We start from the raw sequence: 15420 nt of genomic DNA, 5'->3' as shown, positions 1-15420 counted from the left end.
CCCAGCCTGCCTAGCAGACCGCGCCGGGCCACGGAACCCGGATTGGATCAGGCCACGGCGGTCCGGGCCCATTCGGCAAAGGCGGCGGTGATGATGTCGCGATTCACCTCGTTGAGGGATTCGTGCCGGGTGTCGGCGTAAATGATTGATCGCAGATTCGAAAAGCCCATCGCCCGCATCCGGGCGGCCAGCTTTTCGACCGCCGTGCCGCCGTCCGTCGCCGGGTCCTTTTTGCCGCCGACGAGAAGGACCGGCAGGTCGCGCGGGATGATGGTGAAGTTGCGGTCGTCGGCGCCGCGGAAGACGAAGTCGAAGACCGTGCGCCACGTCGCGACCGACACGTCGAAGCCGCACAGCGGATCGTTGACATATTTCGCGACCTCGGCCTCGTCGCGCGACAGCCAGTCGAAGGCGGTCTTCGCATTCGGCACCTGTCTGCCCCAGGCCTGGAAGGTGAATTTCGGCAGGATGTGCGAGGGCACGTCGGAGCCGAGACGAAACCGTTCCCAGGCAAGGATCGCCTGCGCCGCGCGGCCAAGTGCGCCGGCGGAAAAGTTCGCGTTGAAGATCGCTGCGGCGGCGACCCGCGAGGAATGCCCCATCAGGTAGTTCAGGGCGATCAGTCCGCCCATCGAATGGCCGAACAGGATGACCGGCAGGCCCGGGTGGTTGCGCGCGATCAGGTCGTGAATCGCATCGACGTCACCCAGAACCTTGCCATGCGCCGGTTCGGTGCCGAAATGGCCGAGTGGCGCGTCGGGCGCGGTCGTCTGCCCGTGGCCGCGATGGTCGTGTGCATAGGTATGGAAGCCATGGGCCGCCATCGTATCGGCGAAGCGTTCGTAGCGGATGGCGTGCTCGGCCATGCCGTGATTGACCTGGATGACGCCGCGCGGCTCGCCTTCGGCCTCACGGAAATGGACGTTCAGCGTCGCGCCGGTCGGCGAGGGGTGGGCGATCGTACGGGTGAAGGCCATGCGGCAGGCTCCTGCGAAGGCGACAGGCTATAGACGCGCGGTGCGCTTGAGAAGCGTCGCGGGTGAATGCGTAGACCATGTGCAATACACAATTTTGATCAAGACTTGGGCAAAAGGCGCTTGCCAAGGTTGTGGACCGGCGCTTTTATGGAGCCGACAAAGACAAAGGCGCCAGAGGGGTTCCGACAATGATAACAAGACGTTTGTTCACGCTTGCTGCGGCAACGGTGCTCGGCGGTTTCGTGGCTGCCATGCCGGCTTCCGCCCAGACCACCGCCATCAACTTCACGCTTGACTGGAAGTTCGAGGGGCCGGCGGCCGGTTTCTTCCTGGCGCAGGACAACGGGCACTTCGAGGCCGAAGGGCTGAACGTGACGATCGATTCGGGCAATGGCTCGGTCGAGGCGATCCCGCGCGTTGCGACCGGCACCTACCAGATGGGATTCGGCGACATCAACTCGCTGATCAAGTTCCTCGACGAGGACCCGGCGCAGAAGGTGAAGGCGGTCATGGTCGTCTATGAGCGCCCGCCATTCGCCATCATCGGTCGCAAGAGCCAGGGCATCACGGAAGATCCGAAGTCGGTCGAGGGCAGGAAGCTCGGCGCGCCGCCGCCTGACGGCGCGTTCGCCCAGTGGCCCGCCTTCGTCGAGGCCGCCGGCATCGACGAAAGCAAGGTCACGATCGAGAGCGTCGGCTTCCCGGTGCGCGAGCCGATGCTGGCGCAGGGCCAGGTCGACGGTATCTTCGGCTTCGCCTTCTCTTCGGTGCTCAATCTCAAGGCTCAAGGGGTGGCGGAGGACGACATCTCGATGATCCTGATGGCCGAGAACGGCCTCGACCTCTACGGCAACTCGATCCTCGTCAACACGGACTTCGCCGAGCAGAACCCGGATGCCGTGAAAGGCTTCCTGCGCGCGCTCGCCAAAGGCTTCGCCGATGCCGTCGCCGATCCGGAAGCGGGCGTCGAGGCGGTGATGAAGCGCAACGAAATCCTGACCAAGGAGATCGAGCTCGAACGTCTCGAAATGGCGAACGAACTCAACATCAACACGGCCTATGTGCAGGAAAACGGGTTCGGCGGCGTCGACGACGCCAAGCTTGCGCAGTCGATCGAGTATCTGAAGGTCTCGATGGGCCTTGAGGGCAATGTCGACGGTGCGGCCGTCTTCGACGCTTCGTTCCTGCCCGCCAAGGAAGAGCGGATGCTGCAATAGCGGCGTTGAGACCTTCCACGACAACCGGCGCTCCCTTTAACGGGGGCGCTCCTGCTTCGCGCGGCATTCCCATGGCTCAACCACTCGTCACCATCAACGATGTCGACATGCGCTATGGCGGCGCGGACGGCTTGCTTGCCGTCGAGGGGCTGACGCTCGACATCGCCAAGGGCGAGTTCGCGGCTGTCGTCGGGCCATCCGGCTGCGGCAAGTCCACGCTGATGAAGCTCGTCACCGGGCTCTACATCCCGCAGGCGGGGCAGGTCACGGTCGCCGGCGAGCGGGTGACGAAGCCGGTGTCGATCGTGGGCATGGCCTTCCAGAACCCGACCATGCTGCCCTGGCGGACCACGCTCGACAACATCCTCTTGCCGCTCGAAGTCGTCGACCGTCACCGCAAGCGCCTGCGCAAGCACAGGGGCGAATATGTCGCCAAGGCGGAAAAGCTGCTCGAGACCGTCGGGCTCAAGGGCTTCGGCGAGAAATTTCCCTGGCAGCTTTCGGGCGGGATGCAGCAGCGCGCGAACCTTTGCCGCGCGCTGATCCATGAGCCGGAACTGTTGATGCTCGACGAGCCGTTCGGCGCGCTCGACAGCTTCACGCGCGAGGAATTGTGGTGCGTCATCCGCGACCTCCACGCCGCGCAGGGCGTCACCATCGTGCTCGTCACGCATGATCTGCGCGAGGCGGTGTTCCTCGCCGACCGTATCTTCGTGATGAGCGCACGGCCGGGGCGCATCACCAAGGAACGAACGGTGCCGTTTGCCCGCCCGCGCGATTTGGAGCTGCTCTACCAGGCCGATTTCAACGACGTGGTTCATGAGTTGCGCGGCAACATCGCCGATGCGAGGAAGGCCGCATGACCACTTCCAAGATCAACTGGATCAAGCTCGCGCCGTGGCTCTATACGGCCGGCCTCTTCATCGTGTGGGAGCTGATCGTTCGCGCCTTCGCGATCCCGCAATTCATCCTGCCGGCGCCGACGCGCATCCTGGAAGCCATCATCCAGTTCTGGCCGGCGATCTGGAAGAATTCGCTGCAAACGCTTTATACGACCACCGTCGGTTTCATCCTCGCCGTCGTCTTCGGCCTCGGACTGGGCATCGCCATCGGCTGGTCGCGCTTCATCTATGCCGGGCTCTATCCGCTGATGATCGGCTTCAACGCGATCCCCAAGGTCGCGGTGGTGCCGATCCTGGTCATCTGGTTCGGCATCGGCACGATCCCGGCGGTATTGACGGCGTTCCTCATCGCCTTCTTCCCGATCGTCGTGAACGTCGCCACGGGGCTCGCCACCATCGAGCCGGAGATGGAGGACGTGCTTCGGGCGCTCGGCGCCAAGAAGATGGACATCATGCTGAAGGTCGGCATCCCGCGTTCGATGCCCTATTTTTTCGGCTCCCTGAAGATCGCGATCACGCTCGCTTTCGTCGGGTCGGTGATCGCCGAGACGGTGGCGGCGAATTCGGGCCTCGGCCACATGATGCTCGCCGCCCAGTCGCAGTTCAACGTGCCGCTGGTCTGGGCGGGGCTCATCATGCTCGCCGTCGAGGGCATCGCGATGTATGCCGTCATGGCGTGGATCGAAATGCGGATGACCGGCTGGGCGCACCGCAGCCAGTTGGCGCAGGCTTAAGCGCGCCTCGCTAGCCAGATGACGTGACGCGCACCGCGCTTCGAGCGGCTGGCGCGCACGCGCATTTCCTCGACGGCGAAGCCAGACCGTTTGAGGCGCGCGGCAAAGCGCGCATCCGGCCCCTGCGACCAGACGGCGAGGATGCCGCCGGGCTTCAGAGCCACGCGCGCGGCGGCGAGACCGCGATGCGCGTAGAGCGCGTCATTGGCTTCGATCGTCAGCCCTTCGGGGCCGTTGTCGACGTCCAGCAGGATCGCATCGTAGACGGCATTCGCCTCGGCGATGACCTTGGCGACATCGCTTTCGACGATGGTCACGCGCGGATCGGCGAGGCTGCCGGCATGGAGTTCGGCCATCGGCCCACGCGCCCAGCGCACGACCGCCGGCACGAGTTCGACGACTTGGATCCGCGCTTCGGCCGGGAAGGCGGCGAGCGCGGCGCGAAGGGTGAAGCCCATGCCGAGGCCGCCGATCAGGATGGTCGGCTTCGCGACATTTGCGAGACGTTCCTGCGTCAGCGTCGCCAGCGCCTCCTCCGAACCGGAAAGGCGGCTGTTCATCAGTTCGTTCGCGCCGAGCATGATGGAAAATTCGGTGCCGCGCTGCTTGAGCCGCAGGCGCTCCCTGCCGCCGGGCGCTTCCGCGGAATCGAGTTCCACCCAAGGGATCATGTCAGGTCTTTCATCTGGTCGCCCCGCCTGTAGAGCCAGTCGCCGGCGCGGTCCAGAGCGTTATCGCTGGCGCCAGAGCGTGATCGGCGTGCCGTTGGCGAGTTGGCCGGAATAATAGTCCGGTCCGTCGCGCTTCAGGACCGCGATGCGGTTGCCATTCGCGGCATAAAGCAGGAACTCGGCTTCGAGCCCGGTCATCGTTTCGTCGAGCCGCCAGTCATTGGCGTTGGCGAGTGCCGAGTTGCGGCAGCCGGAGGATTGCGCGGTGCCGCGCGCGGGGTTTGCGCCGCTCCAACTCGATTGCGTCTGGATCGTCAGCGAACAGCCGCAATCGGGTGCGCCGTCGGTCGCCTGCCATGTTCCGCGAATGTCGAATTCGGACGGCAGGGCGCGCGCGGCCACGGTGCCCGCGACCGCGCCGCCGACAGGGCCGGCAACCATGGTGCCGGCGCTGGTGATCGCGCCGCGGCCCACATTCTTGCCGACGTTCCAGGCCGTCGCGGTGCCGAAGGCGGACAGGCGTTCGGGTTTGGGCGGCGGGCCGGAGGGCAGGCGCGTCGTGCATTGCATCGGGCCGATGAAGGCCGAAGCGGCCGCCGTTTCGGTGCCCGCGCCCGCGGCGTCGCCGGACTGGCAGGCGGACGCCAGCATGACTGTGGCGATCAGCGCGCAAAGGGTGATGGATCGTCGATTCACTTCGTGTCCCCGCATCCACTTCCCCTGCGGGACGACCGTGGCGAGAGTTTGATCGTCAGCCGAAGCGGTGCGCGGCATCGATGGCAAGCCCCAGCCCGACCGCACCGAACTGGTCGGCGGCGGTGAAGCGCGCAGCAGGAAGCCGGACTTCCGCAACTGTGCGAACGGCGGGCACGAGTGCGCCGCCGCCGGTCAGGATGACGGTGGAAATCTGGTCCGCGCCGATGCCCGCTTTCGACAGCGCATCCTCGATGGACGCCCCGATACGCGAAACGAGTTCGGCCGTCGCCTCGTCGAACTCAGCGCGGCTCACGGCTACATCGAGGCTGAGGCCGGGCTCGGAGAGCGCGATGCGCGCCGCGTCCTCGTCGGTGAGCGCGATCTTGGCCTTCTCCACCTCGGCGGCCAGCCGATGGCCGGAACGGTGCTTCAGGAGATGGGCGTAGCGGTCGAGTTTCTCGGGCTCCGCCGCCTCGCGCGTCAGCGCCTGAACGTCGCGCGCGTTCTTGGGCGTATAGAGCGTGTTGATGCGGTGCCAGGTCGCCATGTCGTTGAAATACCAGACCGGCAGCTGGCGCTTTCCGTCCCTGGTGCCCGAACCGAGCCCGAAATGCGGCATCGCCTTGGCGATGTTCAGATGCCGGTCGAAGTCCGTGCCGCCGACATGGACGCCGGCCGTGCTCAATATGTCGCTCGAACGGTCGAGATCGCGGGCGCGTTCAGGGGACAGACGCAGCACGGAAAAGTCGGACGTGCCGCCACCGATGTCGACGACCAGCGCCAGTTCCTCGCCATCGATCAGCCGTTCATAGTGGAGCGCGGCGGCGACCGGCTCGAACTGGAACTCGATATGCGAAAAGCCTTCGGCGCGCGCCGCCGCCTCAAGCTGGCCCTGCGCCTCGGCATCCGCCGTGTCGTCCTCGTCGACGAACCGGACCGGCCGGCCGAGCACGACGGCTTCCGGCACGGCCCCTTCCTGCCCCTCGATCCCTTCGCGCAGATGGCGCAGGTAGCGCCCGATCAGGCCCTCGAAGGTCATGCGGTTGCGGCCGACCTGCGTCGTCTCCTTCATCAGCGAGGTGCCTAGGATCGATTTCAGCGCCCGCATGAACCGGCCTTCCGCGCCGTCCATATATTCGAACACGGCCGCCCGGCCGAAATAGGTCCCGCCATCCTCGAGGCTGAAGAACAGCGCCGAGGGGATCGTCAGGTGATGGCCTTCGAGCGGGATCAGCCGTGGCTCTGCCCCGCGTTTGCACAAACCGACGGTCGAGTTGGTGGTGCCGAAATCGATGCCGCAGGCGGTGGTGGACATGGGGTCTCATCTTGAAATGCGCCGCACCGGCGCGTAACGCGCAATTCGTGCGAGTGAGGGAAGGGCGCACCCTCTAGCCGATCATGATGCGGATGGAAAGGGCGGGCGGGCCATCGCACGCATTGCTCCCGGCGCCCGTTTCACCTACATACGGCGCGACGAAATTCCCCCGACCCCGAAGAACGGAGTTCGACGCGCGCCATGGCACGCCAGTTTATCTATCACATGTCCGGCCTGACCAAGGCCTATGGCGCCAAGAAGGTGCTCGAAAATCTTCATCTGTCGTTCTACCCGGATGCCAAGATCGGCATTCTGGGGCCGAACGGCGCGGGCAAGTCGACCGTGCTCAAGATCATGGCCGGTCTCGACAAGGAGTGGTCGGGCGAAGCCTGGCTCGCCGAGGGCGCGACCGTCGGCTACCTCGCGCAGGAGCCGGAACTCGACAATTCCAAGACCGTCTTCGAAAACGTCATGGACGGCGTTGCCAAGAAGACGGCCATCATCGAGCGCTACAACGAACTGATGATGGAGTATTCCGACGAGACCGCCGACGAGGCGGCCAAGCTCCAGGACGACATGGATCGCCTCAATCTTTGGGACCTCGAAAGCCAGGTCGAGATGGCGATGGAAGCGCTCGGCTGCCCGCCCAAGGAAGCCAACGTCACCAATCTGTCGGGCGGTGAGCGCCGCCGCGTGGCGCTGTGCAAGCTGCTCCTGTCCGAGCCCGACCTTCTCCTCCTCGACGAGCCGACCAACCATCTCGACGCCGAGACGACCGCATGGCTCGAAAAGCACCTGCGTGCCTATAAGGGCGCCGTCATGCTGATCACCCACGATCGCTACTTCCTCGACAATGTCACCGGCTGGATTCTCGAGCTCGACCGCGGCAGGGGCATTCCCTATGAAGGCAACTACACCGCCTATCTCGACGCCAAGGCCAAGCGCTTGAAGCAGGAAGGCCGCGAGGACGATGCGCGCCAGCGTGCGATCAGCCGCGAGCGCGAATGGATCGCATCGAGCCCCAAGGCCCGGCAGACCAAGTCCAAGGCCCGTATCCAGGCGTTCCAGGACCTGCTTGAAGCAGCCGACAGCCGCAAGCCGTCCGATACGCAGATCGTCATCCCGCATGGCGAAAGGCTGGGCAATGTCGTCATCGAGGTGGAGAATCTCTCCAAGGGATTCGGCGACAAGCTTCTGATCGAGAACTTGCAGTTCCGCCTGCCTCCCGGCGGCATTGTCGGCATCATCGGCCCGAACGGCGCCGGCAAGACGACCCTTTTCAAGATGATCACCGGTCAGGAAACGCCCGACGAGGGCACGATCCGCGTCGGCGAGACGGTCAAGCTCGGCTATGTCGACCAGAGCCGCGATGCGCTCGATCCGGCCAAGACCGTCTGGGAAGAGATTTCCGGCGGAGCCGAGGTGGTCAAGCTCGGCAAGCACGAGGCCAATACGCGCGCCTATTGCTCGTCGTTCAACTTCCGCGGCGGCGACCAGCAGCAGAAGGTCGGCAATCTGTCCGGCGGCCAGCGCAACCGCGTCCACCTGGCCAAGATGCTGAAGACCGGCGGCAACGTCCTGCTTCTCGATGAGCCGACCAACGATCTCGACACCGAAACGCTGGCGGCGCTCGAGGACGCGCTGGAAAACTTCGCCGGCTGCGCCGTGGTCATCAGCCACGATCGCATGTTCCTCGATCGCCTCGCCACGCACATCCTTGCCTTCGAAGGCGACAGCCATGTCGAATGGTTCGAAGGCAATTTTGAGGAATACGAGAAGGACAAGGTACGACGGCTCGGCCCTGATGCCCTCAATCCCCACCGCATGACCTATAAGCGCCTGACGCGCTGATCGTACGAATTACGTTCCGGCCGCAAACAATTGTTATGGCGGCCGGAACTTTTTGTCGGCAGAAGAGTTTGCGGGCTTAATGAGGGTAAGGGGCTGGCGGCGCAAAGCGTCGTTCAGAAAACATGCCGGACATCGATTTCAAGCAACTCTTCCATCGGCTCACCAGCCCTTACATGATCATCGACAGGCAATATCGCTATGTCGCGGTGAATCCGGCCTATGAGAAGGCCGTGATGCGGTCGCTGGGCGAGATCGAGGGCCAGTCGCTCTTCGACGTCTTTCCGAATGAAGGCGAGAGCGGAAAGGCGTTGCGCGCTTCCTTCGAGCGCGTGTTCGCGACGGGCGAGACCGACACGATCGCCTATATTCCCTACGATATTCCGCGTCCGGAAAGTCAGGGCGGCGGCATGGAGAAGCGCTACTGGACGGCTGTCCATGTGCCGCTGACCGACGACAAAGGAGATGTCGCTTATCTGGCGCAAAACACGGTCGACGTGACCGACGTGGTGCGGTTGCGCGAAGTCGCATCGCTCCCCTATCGCAGCTATTCGCCCGAGACGCAGCTTGTCGAGCGCGCGCGCGAGGCCGAAACCGCCCATCGAAATCTTCTAGCCGAAAGCGCGGAATTCCGGCGCATGTTCGAGCAGGCACCGGGCTTCATCGCGGTTCTGACGGGCCCCGATCATGTTTTCGCGTTCGCCAATGATTCCTACATCCGCCTGGTCGGCGGACGACAGGTCATCGGAAAAACGGTCGCGCAGGCTTTGCCCGAGATCAGCGGACAGGGCTTCATCGAAATGCTCGACCATGTCCATGCGACCGGCGAAACGCGCGGCGGCGAGGGCACGCGCGTGCTGCTCCAGTCTGGAAACGGAGAATTGCAGGAACGCTATCTGGACTTCTCCTATGACGCCGTGCGCAATCTCGATGGCGAGGTCACGGGCGTCTTCGTCCAGGGGATGGATCGCACGGAAGCCGTGAAGACATTGAAGCATCAAAGGCTTCTGCTCGATGAACTAAACCATCGGGTCAAGAACACGCTGGCGACCGTGCAATCGATCGCGGCGCAGACCATGCGGGCCGCGCCGGACCTGGCAACAGCCCGCAAGGATTTCGAAGGCCGCCTGGTCGCGCTCTCCAAGGCGCACAATCTGCTTTCCCAGACGGCGTGGGATTCGACGACGATGGCGTCGCTCGTCTGCCACGAACTCAGCCACTATGACGGCACGCGCATCGCCGCGTCCGGGCCTGCCGTGGTGCTCACCCCCAAGGCGACCATCGCGGTCGCCATGGTCCTGCACGAACTGTCGACGAACGCAGCAAAATACGGAGCGCTGAGCGGTGAGGAGGGGCGGCTCGACCTTTCCTGGCGGGTCGACGAGGCCGATGGCGAACTGCGGATCGACTGGGTCGAGAGCGGCGGTCCCGCGGTCACGGCGCCCTCGCGCAGCGGCTTCGGCTCGCGGATGATGAGCCTCGTCATGCGCGGCGAACTGAACGGCGCCTTCGAGACCCGCTACGAACCGCACGGCTTTGCCTGCGTGTTGACCATTCCTTATTCCTCCTATGGCAGGGTCAAGCATGTCGATTGACGCATCGAGCGAACTTCAGGGATTGAGCGTCTTCGTCGTCGAGGACGAGGCGCTGGTCGCGCTCAACCTGGAAGACATGCTGGCGGATCTGGGCTGCACGATCGTCGGGCCGGCGATGCGCGTCGCCAGGGCGCAAGAGATGCTCGCCGACGCGCTTCAGGCGGACGTCGCGATCCTTGACGTCAACGTTGCCGGAGAACTGGTCTTTCCCGTCGCCGAGGAACTGGCGACCAAGGGCATCCCGATCATCTTTGCCACCGGCTACGGACAGGCGGGCCTACCGGAAGCCTGGCACGGCAACACGATCCTGCAGAAGCCCTATACGATGGACGACGTGTCCGGCAGCCTGGTGAAGGCCGTGCGGCAACGCTGAGGTCGCTTTCTGTGGAGAAAGTCACATCCTGCGTGCGGATCGGCGATTGTGCGGTGCATCGCCGCCATTTTCCTGCTCGGCTTAATCGGGCATAAAGGTGCTTGCGCGACCTTGAAAGTTCCGGCCGGCGGGGGAAGAGGCGTGCGGCTTTAGACTTGGTCCCTGATCGGGACCGGCGAACCGGCGAACGAGCGAGCATGAAACGCGTCATCATCAGCGGCATCGGAATCGAGATTCCCTCCGAATCCATCAGCAACGACGAACTGGTCGAGAGCTTCAACGCCTGGGTCGACCTCGAAAATCCGAAGCGTGTGTCCCGCGGCGAGCAACCGTTGGCAAAATCCGACAGCGAGTTCATCGTTTATGCGTCGGGCGTCAAGAACCGGCACGTCCACACGCGCGAGGGCATTCTCGACCCGCACCGGATGACGCCGCGCATCGCCGAGCGCGACGACGATGATTTGTCGGTCATGGCCGAGTTCGGCGCGAAGTCGGCCCGCAAGGCGATCGCCGATGCGGGGGTCGATCCTGCCGACATCGACATGGTGATCTGCGCTGCCGCTCACCAGCAGCGGCCCTATCCCGCGCAGGCGATCGAAATCCAGAAGGCACTCGGCACATCGGGCGCCGCCTTCGACATGAGCCTCGGCTGCTCGTCGGCCGTGGCCGGCCTCCATGTGGCGTTCAATCTCGTCAGGACCGGGGCGCAGCGCCGCGTTCTCGTCGTCACGCCCGAGATCATCACCGCTCACTTGAATTTCCGCGACCGGCAGACCCATTTCATCTTCGGCGACGCCTCGACGGCGCTTCTGCTCGAAGGCGTCGACGAAGCGGAGGAACGGCGCGGCCGCTTCGAGATCGTCGATACGCGAAGCTGGACCCAGTTCTCCAACAACATCCGCACAAATTTCGGCTTCCTCAACCGGGCCGGCCTCGAAGACCCGTCTTCCGTTCCGATGGAAGGCAACATGATCAAGCAGGTCGGCAACAAGGTCTTCAAGGAAGTGACCGTGGCCGGCCATCGCTTCATCGTCGATTTTCTGAAGGAACACGGCCACACGCCACAGGACATCCGCCGCTTCTGGCTGCACCAGGCCAATGCGCGGATGAACGCGATGATCCTGAAGCTCTCCTTCGGCCACGAGGTCGGTCACGACCGCGCCCCGATGGTTCTGGAGGAACTCGGCAACACGGCCGCAGCCGGCGCGATCATCGCACTCGAGCAGAACCATCGCGACATGCAGCCGAACGATTTCGGCCTGCTATGCGCTTTCGGTGCGGGCTATTCGATCGGTGGCGTACTCCTTCGGATGATGTGACGCATCAGGGAAGCGAATGCGGCCATCGCGGCAATTTACTGGATTTCGCGCCTGAACTCTGTCACCTAGCCGCATCCAGCCGGAGACAGACAGCATGGCCGAATTGTTCGAACGCCGCGCCGACGAACCCGAAATCCATCCCGCACGAAAGCTGCTCGGGTCCGTATCCGCTGTCCTTCAGGCGCCGGGGCAAGATTTCGTCACGCAGAAGGTCGACGGGCTGACGCTCGACTTTCGCGGCGTCGTCGGTGATGTTCACTATGGCGAGACGCGGCGGTCGGGCGGGCGCGAGCCGTGGTATCCGCGTGGCACCGAAATGCGCAACGAGCGGCAATTGTCGATCGTCGCCACCGACGAGCTCGCCGCCATCGCCAAGAGCATGGGCATCGCGCGCATCGCGCCCGAATGGATCGGCGCCAATCTTGTCCTCGACGGCGTGCCGCGCCTGTCCATGCTGCCGTCCGGCACGATGCTGTTCTTCAAGGGCGGCGTGACGCTCAAGGTCGACGGGCAGAACGTTCCTTGCCGTCTCGCCGGCCGCTCGGTTGCCGAGCACGCTGGGATGCCGGATATTCAGGCCGGCGAACTGGCCTTCCCTAAATTCGGTCGCCGCCTGCGCGGCCTCGTCGCCTGGATCGAGAAGCCGGGCGTCATCGAGACGGGCGAGGCGGTGTCGGTGCGGGTGCCGGAGCAGTGGGTGTATAGGTGAGGGAATAGGGGAGTAGGGGAATAGGTGGAGTAAATCTGCTTGACCTTCGCGGACCAGGCGCGATCCCCCTTACTCCCTTACTCCCCTTCATCCTCATCCCCCTCCACCAACCGCGTCGCCCGCCAGGTCGTCAGCACGGCATTCATCTGGTCGATGACGAAATGCCGGGCGGAGTCGCGATCGTAGCCTTCGTCGAGCAGCGCGTCATAGTCGCTGTGCTCGTGGCGGACATGGGCGACGGTGGCGATCCACACGGCGATGGAAGGCGGCAGTTCGCGCAGCTTGCGCTGGCCGGCGGCCTCGCGGATCGCTTCGGCGTCTGAAAACGGCGCCAGCGGAATGAGCGCGGTGAGCGCCTTCGCCAGTGCCTTCTGACGGCCCGTCGAGGGCTTCACGCATCCCTCCTGGCCATGATCGCGTCGGGCATCGCATCGGTCGAGGCGAAATAGGGCTTGATGTCGAGAAGCGGCGTGCCGTCGAGGACATCGATCGCTTCGAGGTCGAGGATGCCATTCATTTCGTCCACGCCCAGCAAGCGCACGACATGCAATCCGATCGGGTTCGGCCGCACCGGCGAGCGCAGGGCGAAGGTTCCGGTTGCCTCCGACCTGTGGCGCGGGCGCTGGCGGATGAGGTTGCGCCCCGCATCGGCGAGCCAGGTCAAAAGGATGACGTGGCTCGCACTCTCCAGCCCAAGAAGGCCGCGGCGGTATTCCTCATCGACGATGGCCTGCGCCGGGCGTCCGGTGTCCCGCGCGGCCGCCATGTTCTTCGGGCAGTCCGCCCGGCTAGCCCATGGCGAAGCGATGCGCCCGATGAAGACGACATGGCCGTCGCCGGGCAATTCGACCGGGTCGAAAGTCAGGGCTTCCTCACTGTCCCGTATTGCGTTCATGCAAAAAGCCTCGCCTGCACTCTTGCCAAGCGTGCGAAAATACATAAACATATCTTTATGTCTTTGTCGGAGTCGTCGATGATTGCCTCCCCGTCCACGCCAGCCATCAATCTGGCCTCGCTCGTTGATAGCTTGAAGGCCGCGGCCGAATCCAGCCGGATGCGCATTCTCGTGCTTCTGTCACGCGGCGATCTGACCGTGTCGGACCTGACCGAAATCCTCGGCCAGTCGCAACCGCGCGTCTCCCGCCATTTGAAACTCCTGCTCGAATCGGACCTGATCGTGCGCTACCAGGAAGGTTCCTGGGCCTATTTCGGCCTGTCGGACAGCGACTGGGTGCGCGACTTCCTCTCCGCGATGATCGCGCGGCTCGATGCCGCCGACCCGACCATCGAGCGCGACCAGGAGCGGCTCGACGCGGTCAAGCAGCGCCGGCAGGCGCGTGCGAGCGACTATTTCAGCACAAACGCGGCCGAATGGGACCGGCTGCGTTCCCTCCATGCGCCGGACAAGGCCGTCGAAGCCACGCTCACGCGGCTGATCGGCAAGAAGCCGTTCCAGGCGATGCTCGACCTTGGCACCGGCACCGGCCGAATGCTGGAACTCTTCGCGCCGCTCTATCGCCGCGCGACCGGCATCGACCTGTCGCGCGAGATGCTTTCGGTCGCCCGCGCCAATCTCGACAAGGCGGGGATCACCCAGGCGCAGGTGCGTCTCGGCGACCTCTATGCCCCGCCGGTCGAGCGCGACAGTTTCGACCTGATCGCCATGCATCAGGTTCTCCACTATCTCGAGGAACCGGCGCTTGCCGTGCGCGAGGCGGCCCGTCTGCTGCGGCCCGCCGGCCGGCTGGCGATCGTCGATTTCGCCCCCCACGCGCTCGATTTCCTGCGCGAGGACCACGCGCATGTCCGTCTGGGCGTGTCGGATGCGCAGATCGCCGACTGGCTCGGCGAAGCGGGTCTCGATCTCGAAGCGAACGAGACCGTTCCGCATGACCACGCAGGGGACCAGCGCCTGACCGTGAAAATCTGGATCGCGCGCGATCCGCGCGTCGAAATCGCCTCTCCCTTCCAATCCACATCGAAAAAGGCGCTCGTCTGATGAAGGATTCCCAGTTTTCCCGCCGTTCCGACCTCGGCAGCCGTATCGACGTTTCCTTCGAGTTCTTTCCGCCGAAGAATGACGTTATGGAAGCGCGCCTTTGGGAAACGATCGCGCGGCTCGAACCGCTGGCGCCCCATTTCGTGTCGGTGACCTATGGTGCGGGCGGATCGACCAGGGAGCGCACGACGCGCGCCTTAGCGCGGCTCAGCCAGGAGAGCGGGCTTGCACCGGCCGCGCATCTGACTTGCGTCGATGCAAGCCGCGACGAGGTCGATGCGGTGATCCGCGAGTTCGCCGCTCTCGGCGTCCGCCGCTTCGTCGCGCTGCGCGGCGATCCGGCCGAGGGCGTAGGCGCGGTCTACCGGCCGCACCCCGACGGCTATCGCAATACCGCCGAACTCGTCGCCGCGCTGCGCGGCATCGGCGGGTTCGACGTCTCGGTCTCGGCCTATCCCGAAAAGCACCCCGAAAGCGCCGATTTCGCCACCGACATCGATGTGTTGAAACGCAAGGTCGATGCCGGCGCCACCCGCGCCATCACCCAGTTCTTCTTCGACAACGACGTCTACGAGCGCTATGTCGAGCGCGTCCGCCGGGCCGGCATCTACATACCGATCGTTCCGGGCATCCTGCCGATCCACAATTTCGCACAGGTCGCCGGCTTTGCCGGACGCTGCGGCGCGCATGTGCCGGCCTGGCTCGCCGACCGGTTCGACGGCCTCGAAAACGATCCGCAGACCCATGCGCTGATCGCCTCGGCGGTCGCGGCCGAACAGGTGCTCGATCTGATCGAGCGCGGCGTCGACGATTTCCACTTCTACACGATGAACCGCGCCGACCTCGTCTTCGCGATCTGCCACCTGATCGGCATACGCCCGCGCGCCGAAGAGGCGAGCATCGCGGCCTGAAATGCAGAAAGGCCGGGCGAACCCGGCCTTTCCTTGTCGTCTGATCGGTCTTGTCGGGTTCCTCGTCGCTAGACGACGATTCCCATGACCAAGGCGCCGATGAACGCAAACGCAGCACAAATCATCAAGGCGTTGATAGGCCGGGCCAGTCCCA

The 15420-nt window shown here is 64.5% G+C and carries 16 protein-coding genes; 10 read left to right on the top strand and 6 right to left on the bottom strand.

What is annotated here, in order from left to right; all coding sequences use genetic code 11:
* Nucleotides 1-47: 47 nt before the first annotated feature.
* On the bottom strand, nucleotides 48-977 hold the full coding sequence (locus PZ895_RS01250) for an alpha/beta hydrolase (protein WP_275837210.1): 930 nt from the start codon (nucleotides 975-977) through the stop codon (nucleotides 48-50).
* 188 nt (nucleotides 978-1165) lie between these two features.
* Between PZ895_RS01250 and PZ895_RS01245 the strand changes: the two genes are divergently transcribed.
* The 3 genes from PZ895_RS01245 (at nucleotide 1166) to PZ895_RS01235 (ending at nucleotide 3830) form a co-directional block, all read left to right on the top strand.
* A complete protein-coding gene (locus PZ895_RS01245) occupies nucleotides 1166-2194 on the top strand; it encodes an ABC transporter substrate-binding protein (RefSeq protein ID WP_275837209.1) in 1029 nt (342 codons plus the stop codon).
* 71 nt (nucleotides 2195-2265) lie between these two features.
* Nucleotides 2266-3057, top strand: a complete 792-nt coding sequence (locus tag PZ895_RS01240) for an ABC transporter ATP-binding protein (protein WP_275837208.1) — start codon at nucleotides 2266-2268, stop codon at nucleotides 3055-3057.
* Nucleotides 3054-3830 (top strand): ABC transporter permease, encoded by a 777-nt coding sequence (locus tag PZ895_RS01235; RefSeq protein WP_275837207.1) that lies wholly within the window; start codon nucleotides 3054-3056, stop codon nucleotides 3828-3830. Before PZ895_RS01240 ends, PZ895_RS01235 begins: the two co-directional genes overlap by 4 nt.
* Here the strand turns inward: PZ895_RS01235 and PZ895_RS01230 are convergent.
* From PZ895_RS01230 to PZ895_RS01220, 3 genes are read right to left on the bottom strand one after another with little or no spacing between them, the layout of a single operon-like run.
* Nucleotides 3827-4501, bottom strand: coding sequence for a hypothetical protein (locus PZ895_RS01230; protein WP_275837206.1), 675 nt, complete (start codon nucleotides 4499-4501; stop codon nucleotides 3827-3829). The genes PZ895_RS01235 and PZ895_RS01230 overlap by 4 nt on opposite strands.
* A 60-nt stretch (nucleotides 4502-4561) precedes the next feature.
* On the bottom strand, nucleotides 4562-5197 hold the full coding sequence (locus PZ895_RS01225) for an AprI/Inh family metalloprotease inhibitor (RefSeq protein ID WP_275837205.1): 636 nt from the start codon (nucleotides 5195-5197) through the stop codon (nucleotides 4562-4564).
* Nucleotides 5198-5252: 55 nt separating this feature from the next.
* Nucleotides 5253-6512: an Hsp70 family protein gene (locus PZ895_RS01220; protein WP_275837204.1), complete on the bottom strand. Its 1260-nt coding sequence runs from the start codon at nucleotides 6510-6512 to the stop codon at nucleotides 5253-5255.
* Between the two features lie 201 nt (nucleotides 6513-6713).
* On the opposite strand from PZ895_RS01220, the gene ettA reads away from it, so the two are divergent.
* From ettA to PZ895_RS01195, 5 genes are all read left to right on the top strand, one after another.
* The gene (ettA, locus tag PZ895_RS01215; RefSeq protein WP_275837203.1) at nucleotides 6714-8363 is read left to right on the top strand and encodes an energy-dependent translational throttle protein EttA; all 1650 of its coding nucleotides are present in this window, start codon (nucleotides 6714-6716) and stop codon (nucleotides 8361-8363) included.
* 122 nt (nucleotides 8364-8485) lie between these two features.
* A complete protein-coding gene (locus tag PZ895_RS01210) occupies nucleotides 8486-9955 on the top strand; it encodes an HWE histidine kinase domain-containing protein (RefSeq protein ID WP_275837202.1) in 1470 nt (489 codons plus the stop codon).
* A complete protein-coding gene (locus PZ895_RS01205) occupies nucleotides 9945-10328 on the top strand; it encodes a response regulator (RefSeq protein WP_275837201.1) in 384 nt (127 codons plus the stop codon). Before PZ895_RS01210 ends, PZ895_RS01205 begins: the two co-directional genes overlap by 11 nt.
* Nucleotides 10329-10525: 197 nt before the next feature.
* Entirely contained in the window at nucleotides 10526-11647 is a 1122-nt protein-coding gene (locus PZ895_RS01200) for a beta-ketoacyl-ACP synthase III (protein ID WP_275837200.1), read from the top strand.
* Nucleotides 11648-11741: 94 nt separating this feature from the next.
* Entirely contained in the window at nucleotides 11742-12356 is a 615-nt protein-coding gene (locus PZ895_RS01195; RefSeq protein WP_275837199.1) for an MOSC domain-containing protein, read from the top strand.
* Nucleotides 12357-12433: 77 nt separating this feature from the next.
* Here the strand turns inward: PZ895_RS01195 and PZ895_RS01190 are convergent, their stop codons facing one another.
* Nucleotides 12434-12751 (bottom strand): DUF2293 domain-containing protein, encoded by a 318-nt coding sequence (locus tag PZ895_RS01190; RefSeq protein WP_275837198.1) that lies wholly within the window; start codon nucleotides 12749-12751, stop codon nucleotides 12434-12436.
* The gene (gene tsaA / locus PZ895_RS01185; protein ID WP_275837197.1) at nucleotides 12748-13251 is read right to left on the bottom strand and encodes a tRNA (N6-threonylcarbamoyladenosine(37)-N6)-methyltransferase TrmO; all 504 of its coding nucleotides are present in this window, start codon (nucleotides 13249-13251) and stop codon (nucleotides 12748-12750) included. The genes PZ895_RS01190 and tsaA overlap by 4 nt, the downstream gene beginning before the upstream one ends.
* Nucleotides 13252-13329: 78 nt before the next feature.
* Here tsaA and PZ895_RS01180 point away from each other — a divergent pair, with 78 nt between their 5' ends.
* Both PZ895_RS01180 and metF read left to right on the top strand, forming a co-directional pair.
* Nucleotides 13330-14355 carry a metalloregulator ArsR/SmtB family transcription factor gene (locus PZ895_RS01180; RefSeq protein ID WP_275837196.1) on the top strand — a complete coding sequence of 342 codons (1026 nt, stop codon included), beginning with the start codon at nucleotides 13330-13332 and terminating at the stop codon, nucleotides 14353-14355.
* Nucleotides 14355-15266, top strand: coding sequence for a methylenetetrahydrofolate reductase [NAD(P)H] (gene metF, locus PZ895_RS01175; protein ID WP_275837195.1), 912 nt, complete (start codon nucleotides 14355-14357; stop codon nucleotides 15264-15266). Before PZ895_RS01180 ends, metF begins: the two co-directional genes overlap by 1 nt.
* Nucleotides 15267-15420: the final 154 nt, after the last annotated feature.

It is taken from the genome of Mesorhizobium sp. YIM 152430 (assembly GCF_029210365.1).
In the GTDB taxonomy this organism is placed as follows: domain Bacteria; phylum Pseudomonadota; class Alphaproteobacteria; order Rhizobiales; family Rhizobiaceae; genus Aliihoeflea.
The sequence above is the reverse complement of the archived record's forward strand: the minus strand, read 5'-3'. Positions and strand labels throughout refer to the sequence as shown.

What these genes read in the sequence shown, in the direction of transcription:
- PZ895_RS01220 (WP_275837204.1), bottom strand. Translation starts at nt 6,512, where the DNA reads ATGTCCACCACCGCCTGCGGCATCGATTTCGGCACCACCAACTCGACC.
- PZ895_RS01200 (WP_275837200.1), top strand. Translation starts at nt 10,526, where the DNA reads ATGAAACGCGTCATCATCAGCGGCATCGGAATCGAGATTCCCTCCGAA.
- PZ895_RS01205 (WP_275837201.1), top strand. Translation starts at nt 9,945, where the DNA reads ATGTCGATTGACGCATCGAGCGAACTTCAGGGATTGAGCGTCTTCGTC.
- PZ895_RS01180 (WP_275837196.1), top strand. Translation starts at nt 13,330, where the DNA reads ATGATTGCCTCCCCGTCCACGCCAGCCATCAATCTGGCCTCGCTCGTT.
- metF (WP_275837195.1), top strand. Translation starts at nt 14,355, where the DNA reads ATGAAGGATTCCCAGTTTTCCCGCCGTTCCGACCTCGGCAGCCGTATC.
- PZ895_RS01245 (WP_275837209.1), top strand. Translation starts at nt 1,166, where the DNA reads ATGATAACAAGACGTTTGTTCACGCTTGCTGCGGCAACGGTGCTCGGC.
- PZ895_RS01235 (WP_275837207.1), top strand. Translation starts at nt 3,054, where the DNA reads ATGACCACTTCCAAGATCAACTGGATCAAGCTCGCGCCGTGGCTCTAT.
- PZ895_RS01230 (WP_275837206.1), bottom strand. Translation starts at nt 4,501, where the DNA reads ATGATCCCTTGGGTGGAACTCGATTCCGCGGAAGCGCCCGGCGGCAGG.
- PZ895_RS01240 (WP_275837208.1), top strand. Translation starts at nt 2,266, where the DNA reads ATGGCTCAACCACTCGTCACCATCAACGATGTCGACATGCGCTATGGC.
- tsaA (WP_275837197.1), bottom strand. Translation starts at nt 13,251, where the DNA reads ATGAACGCAATACGGGACAGTGAGGAAGCCCTGACTTTCGACCCGGTC.
- PZ895_RS01250 (WP_275837210.1), bottom strand. Translation starts at nt 977, where the DNA reads ATGGCCTTCACCCGTACGATCGCCCACCCCTCGCCGACCGGCGCGACG.
- PZ895_RS01195 (WP_275837199.1), top strand. Translation starts at nt 11,742, where the DNA reads ATGGCCGAATTGTTCGAACGCCGCGCCGACGAACCCGAAATCCATCCC.
- ettA (WP_275837203.1), top strand. Translation starts at nt 6,714, where the DNA reads ATGGCACGCCAGTTTATCTATCACATGTCCGGCCTGACCAAGGCCTAT.
- PZ895_RS01210 (WP_275837202.1), top strand. Translation starts at nt 8,486, where the DNA reads ATGCCGGACATCGATTTCAAGCAACTCTTCCATCGGCTCACCAGCCCT.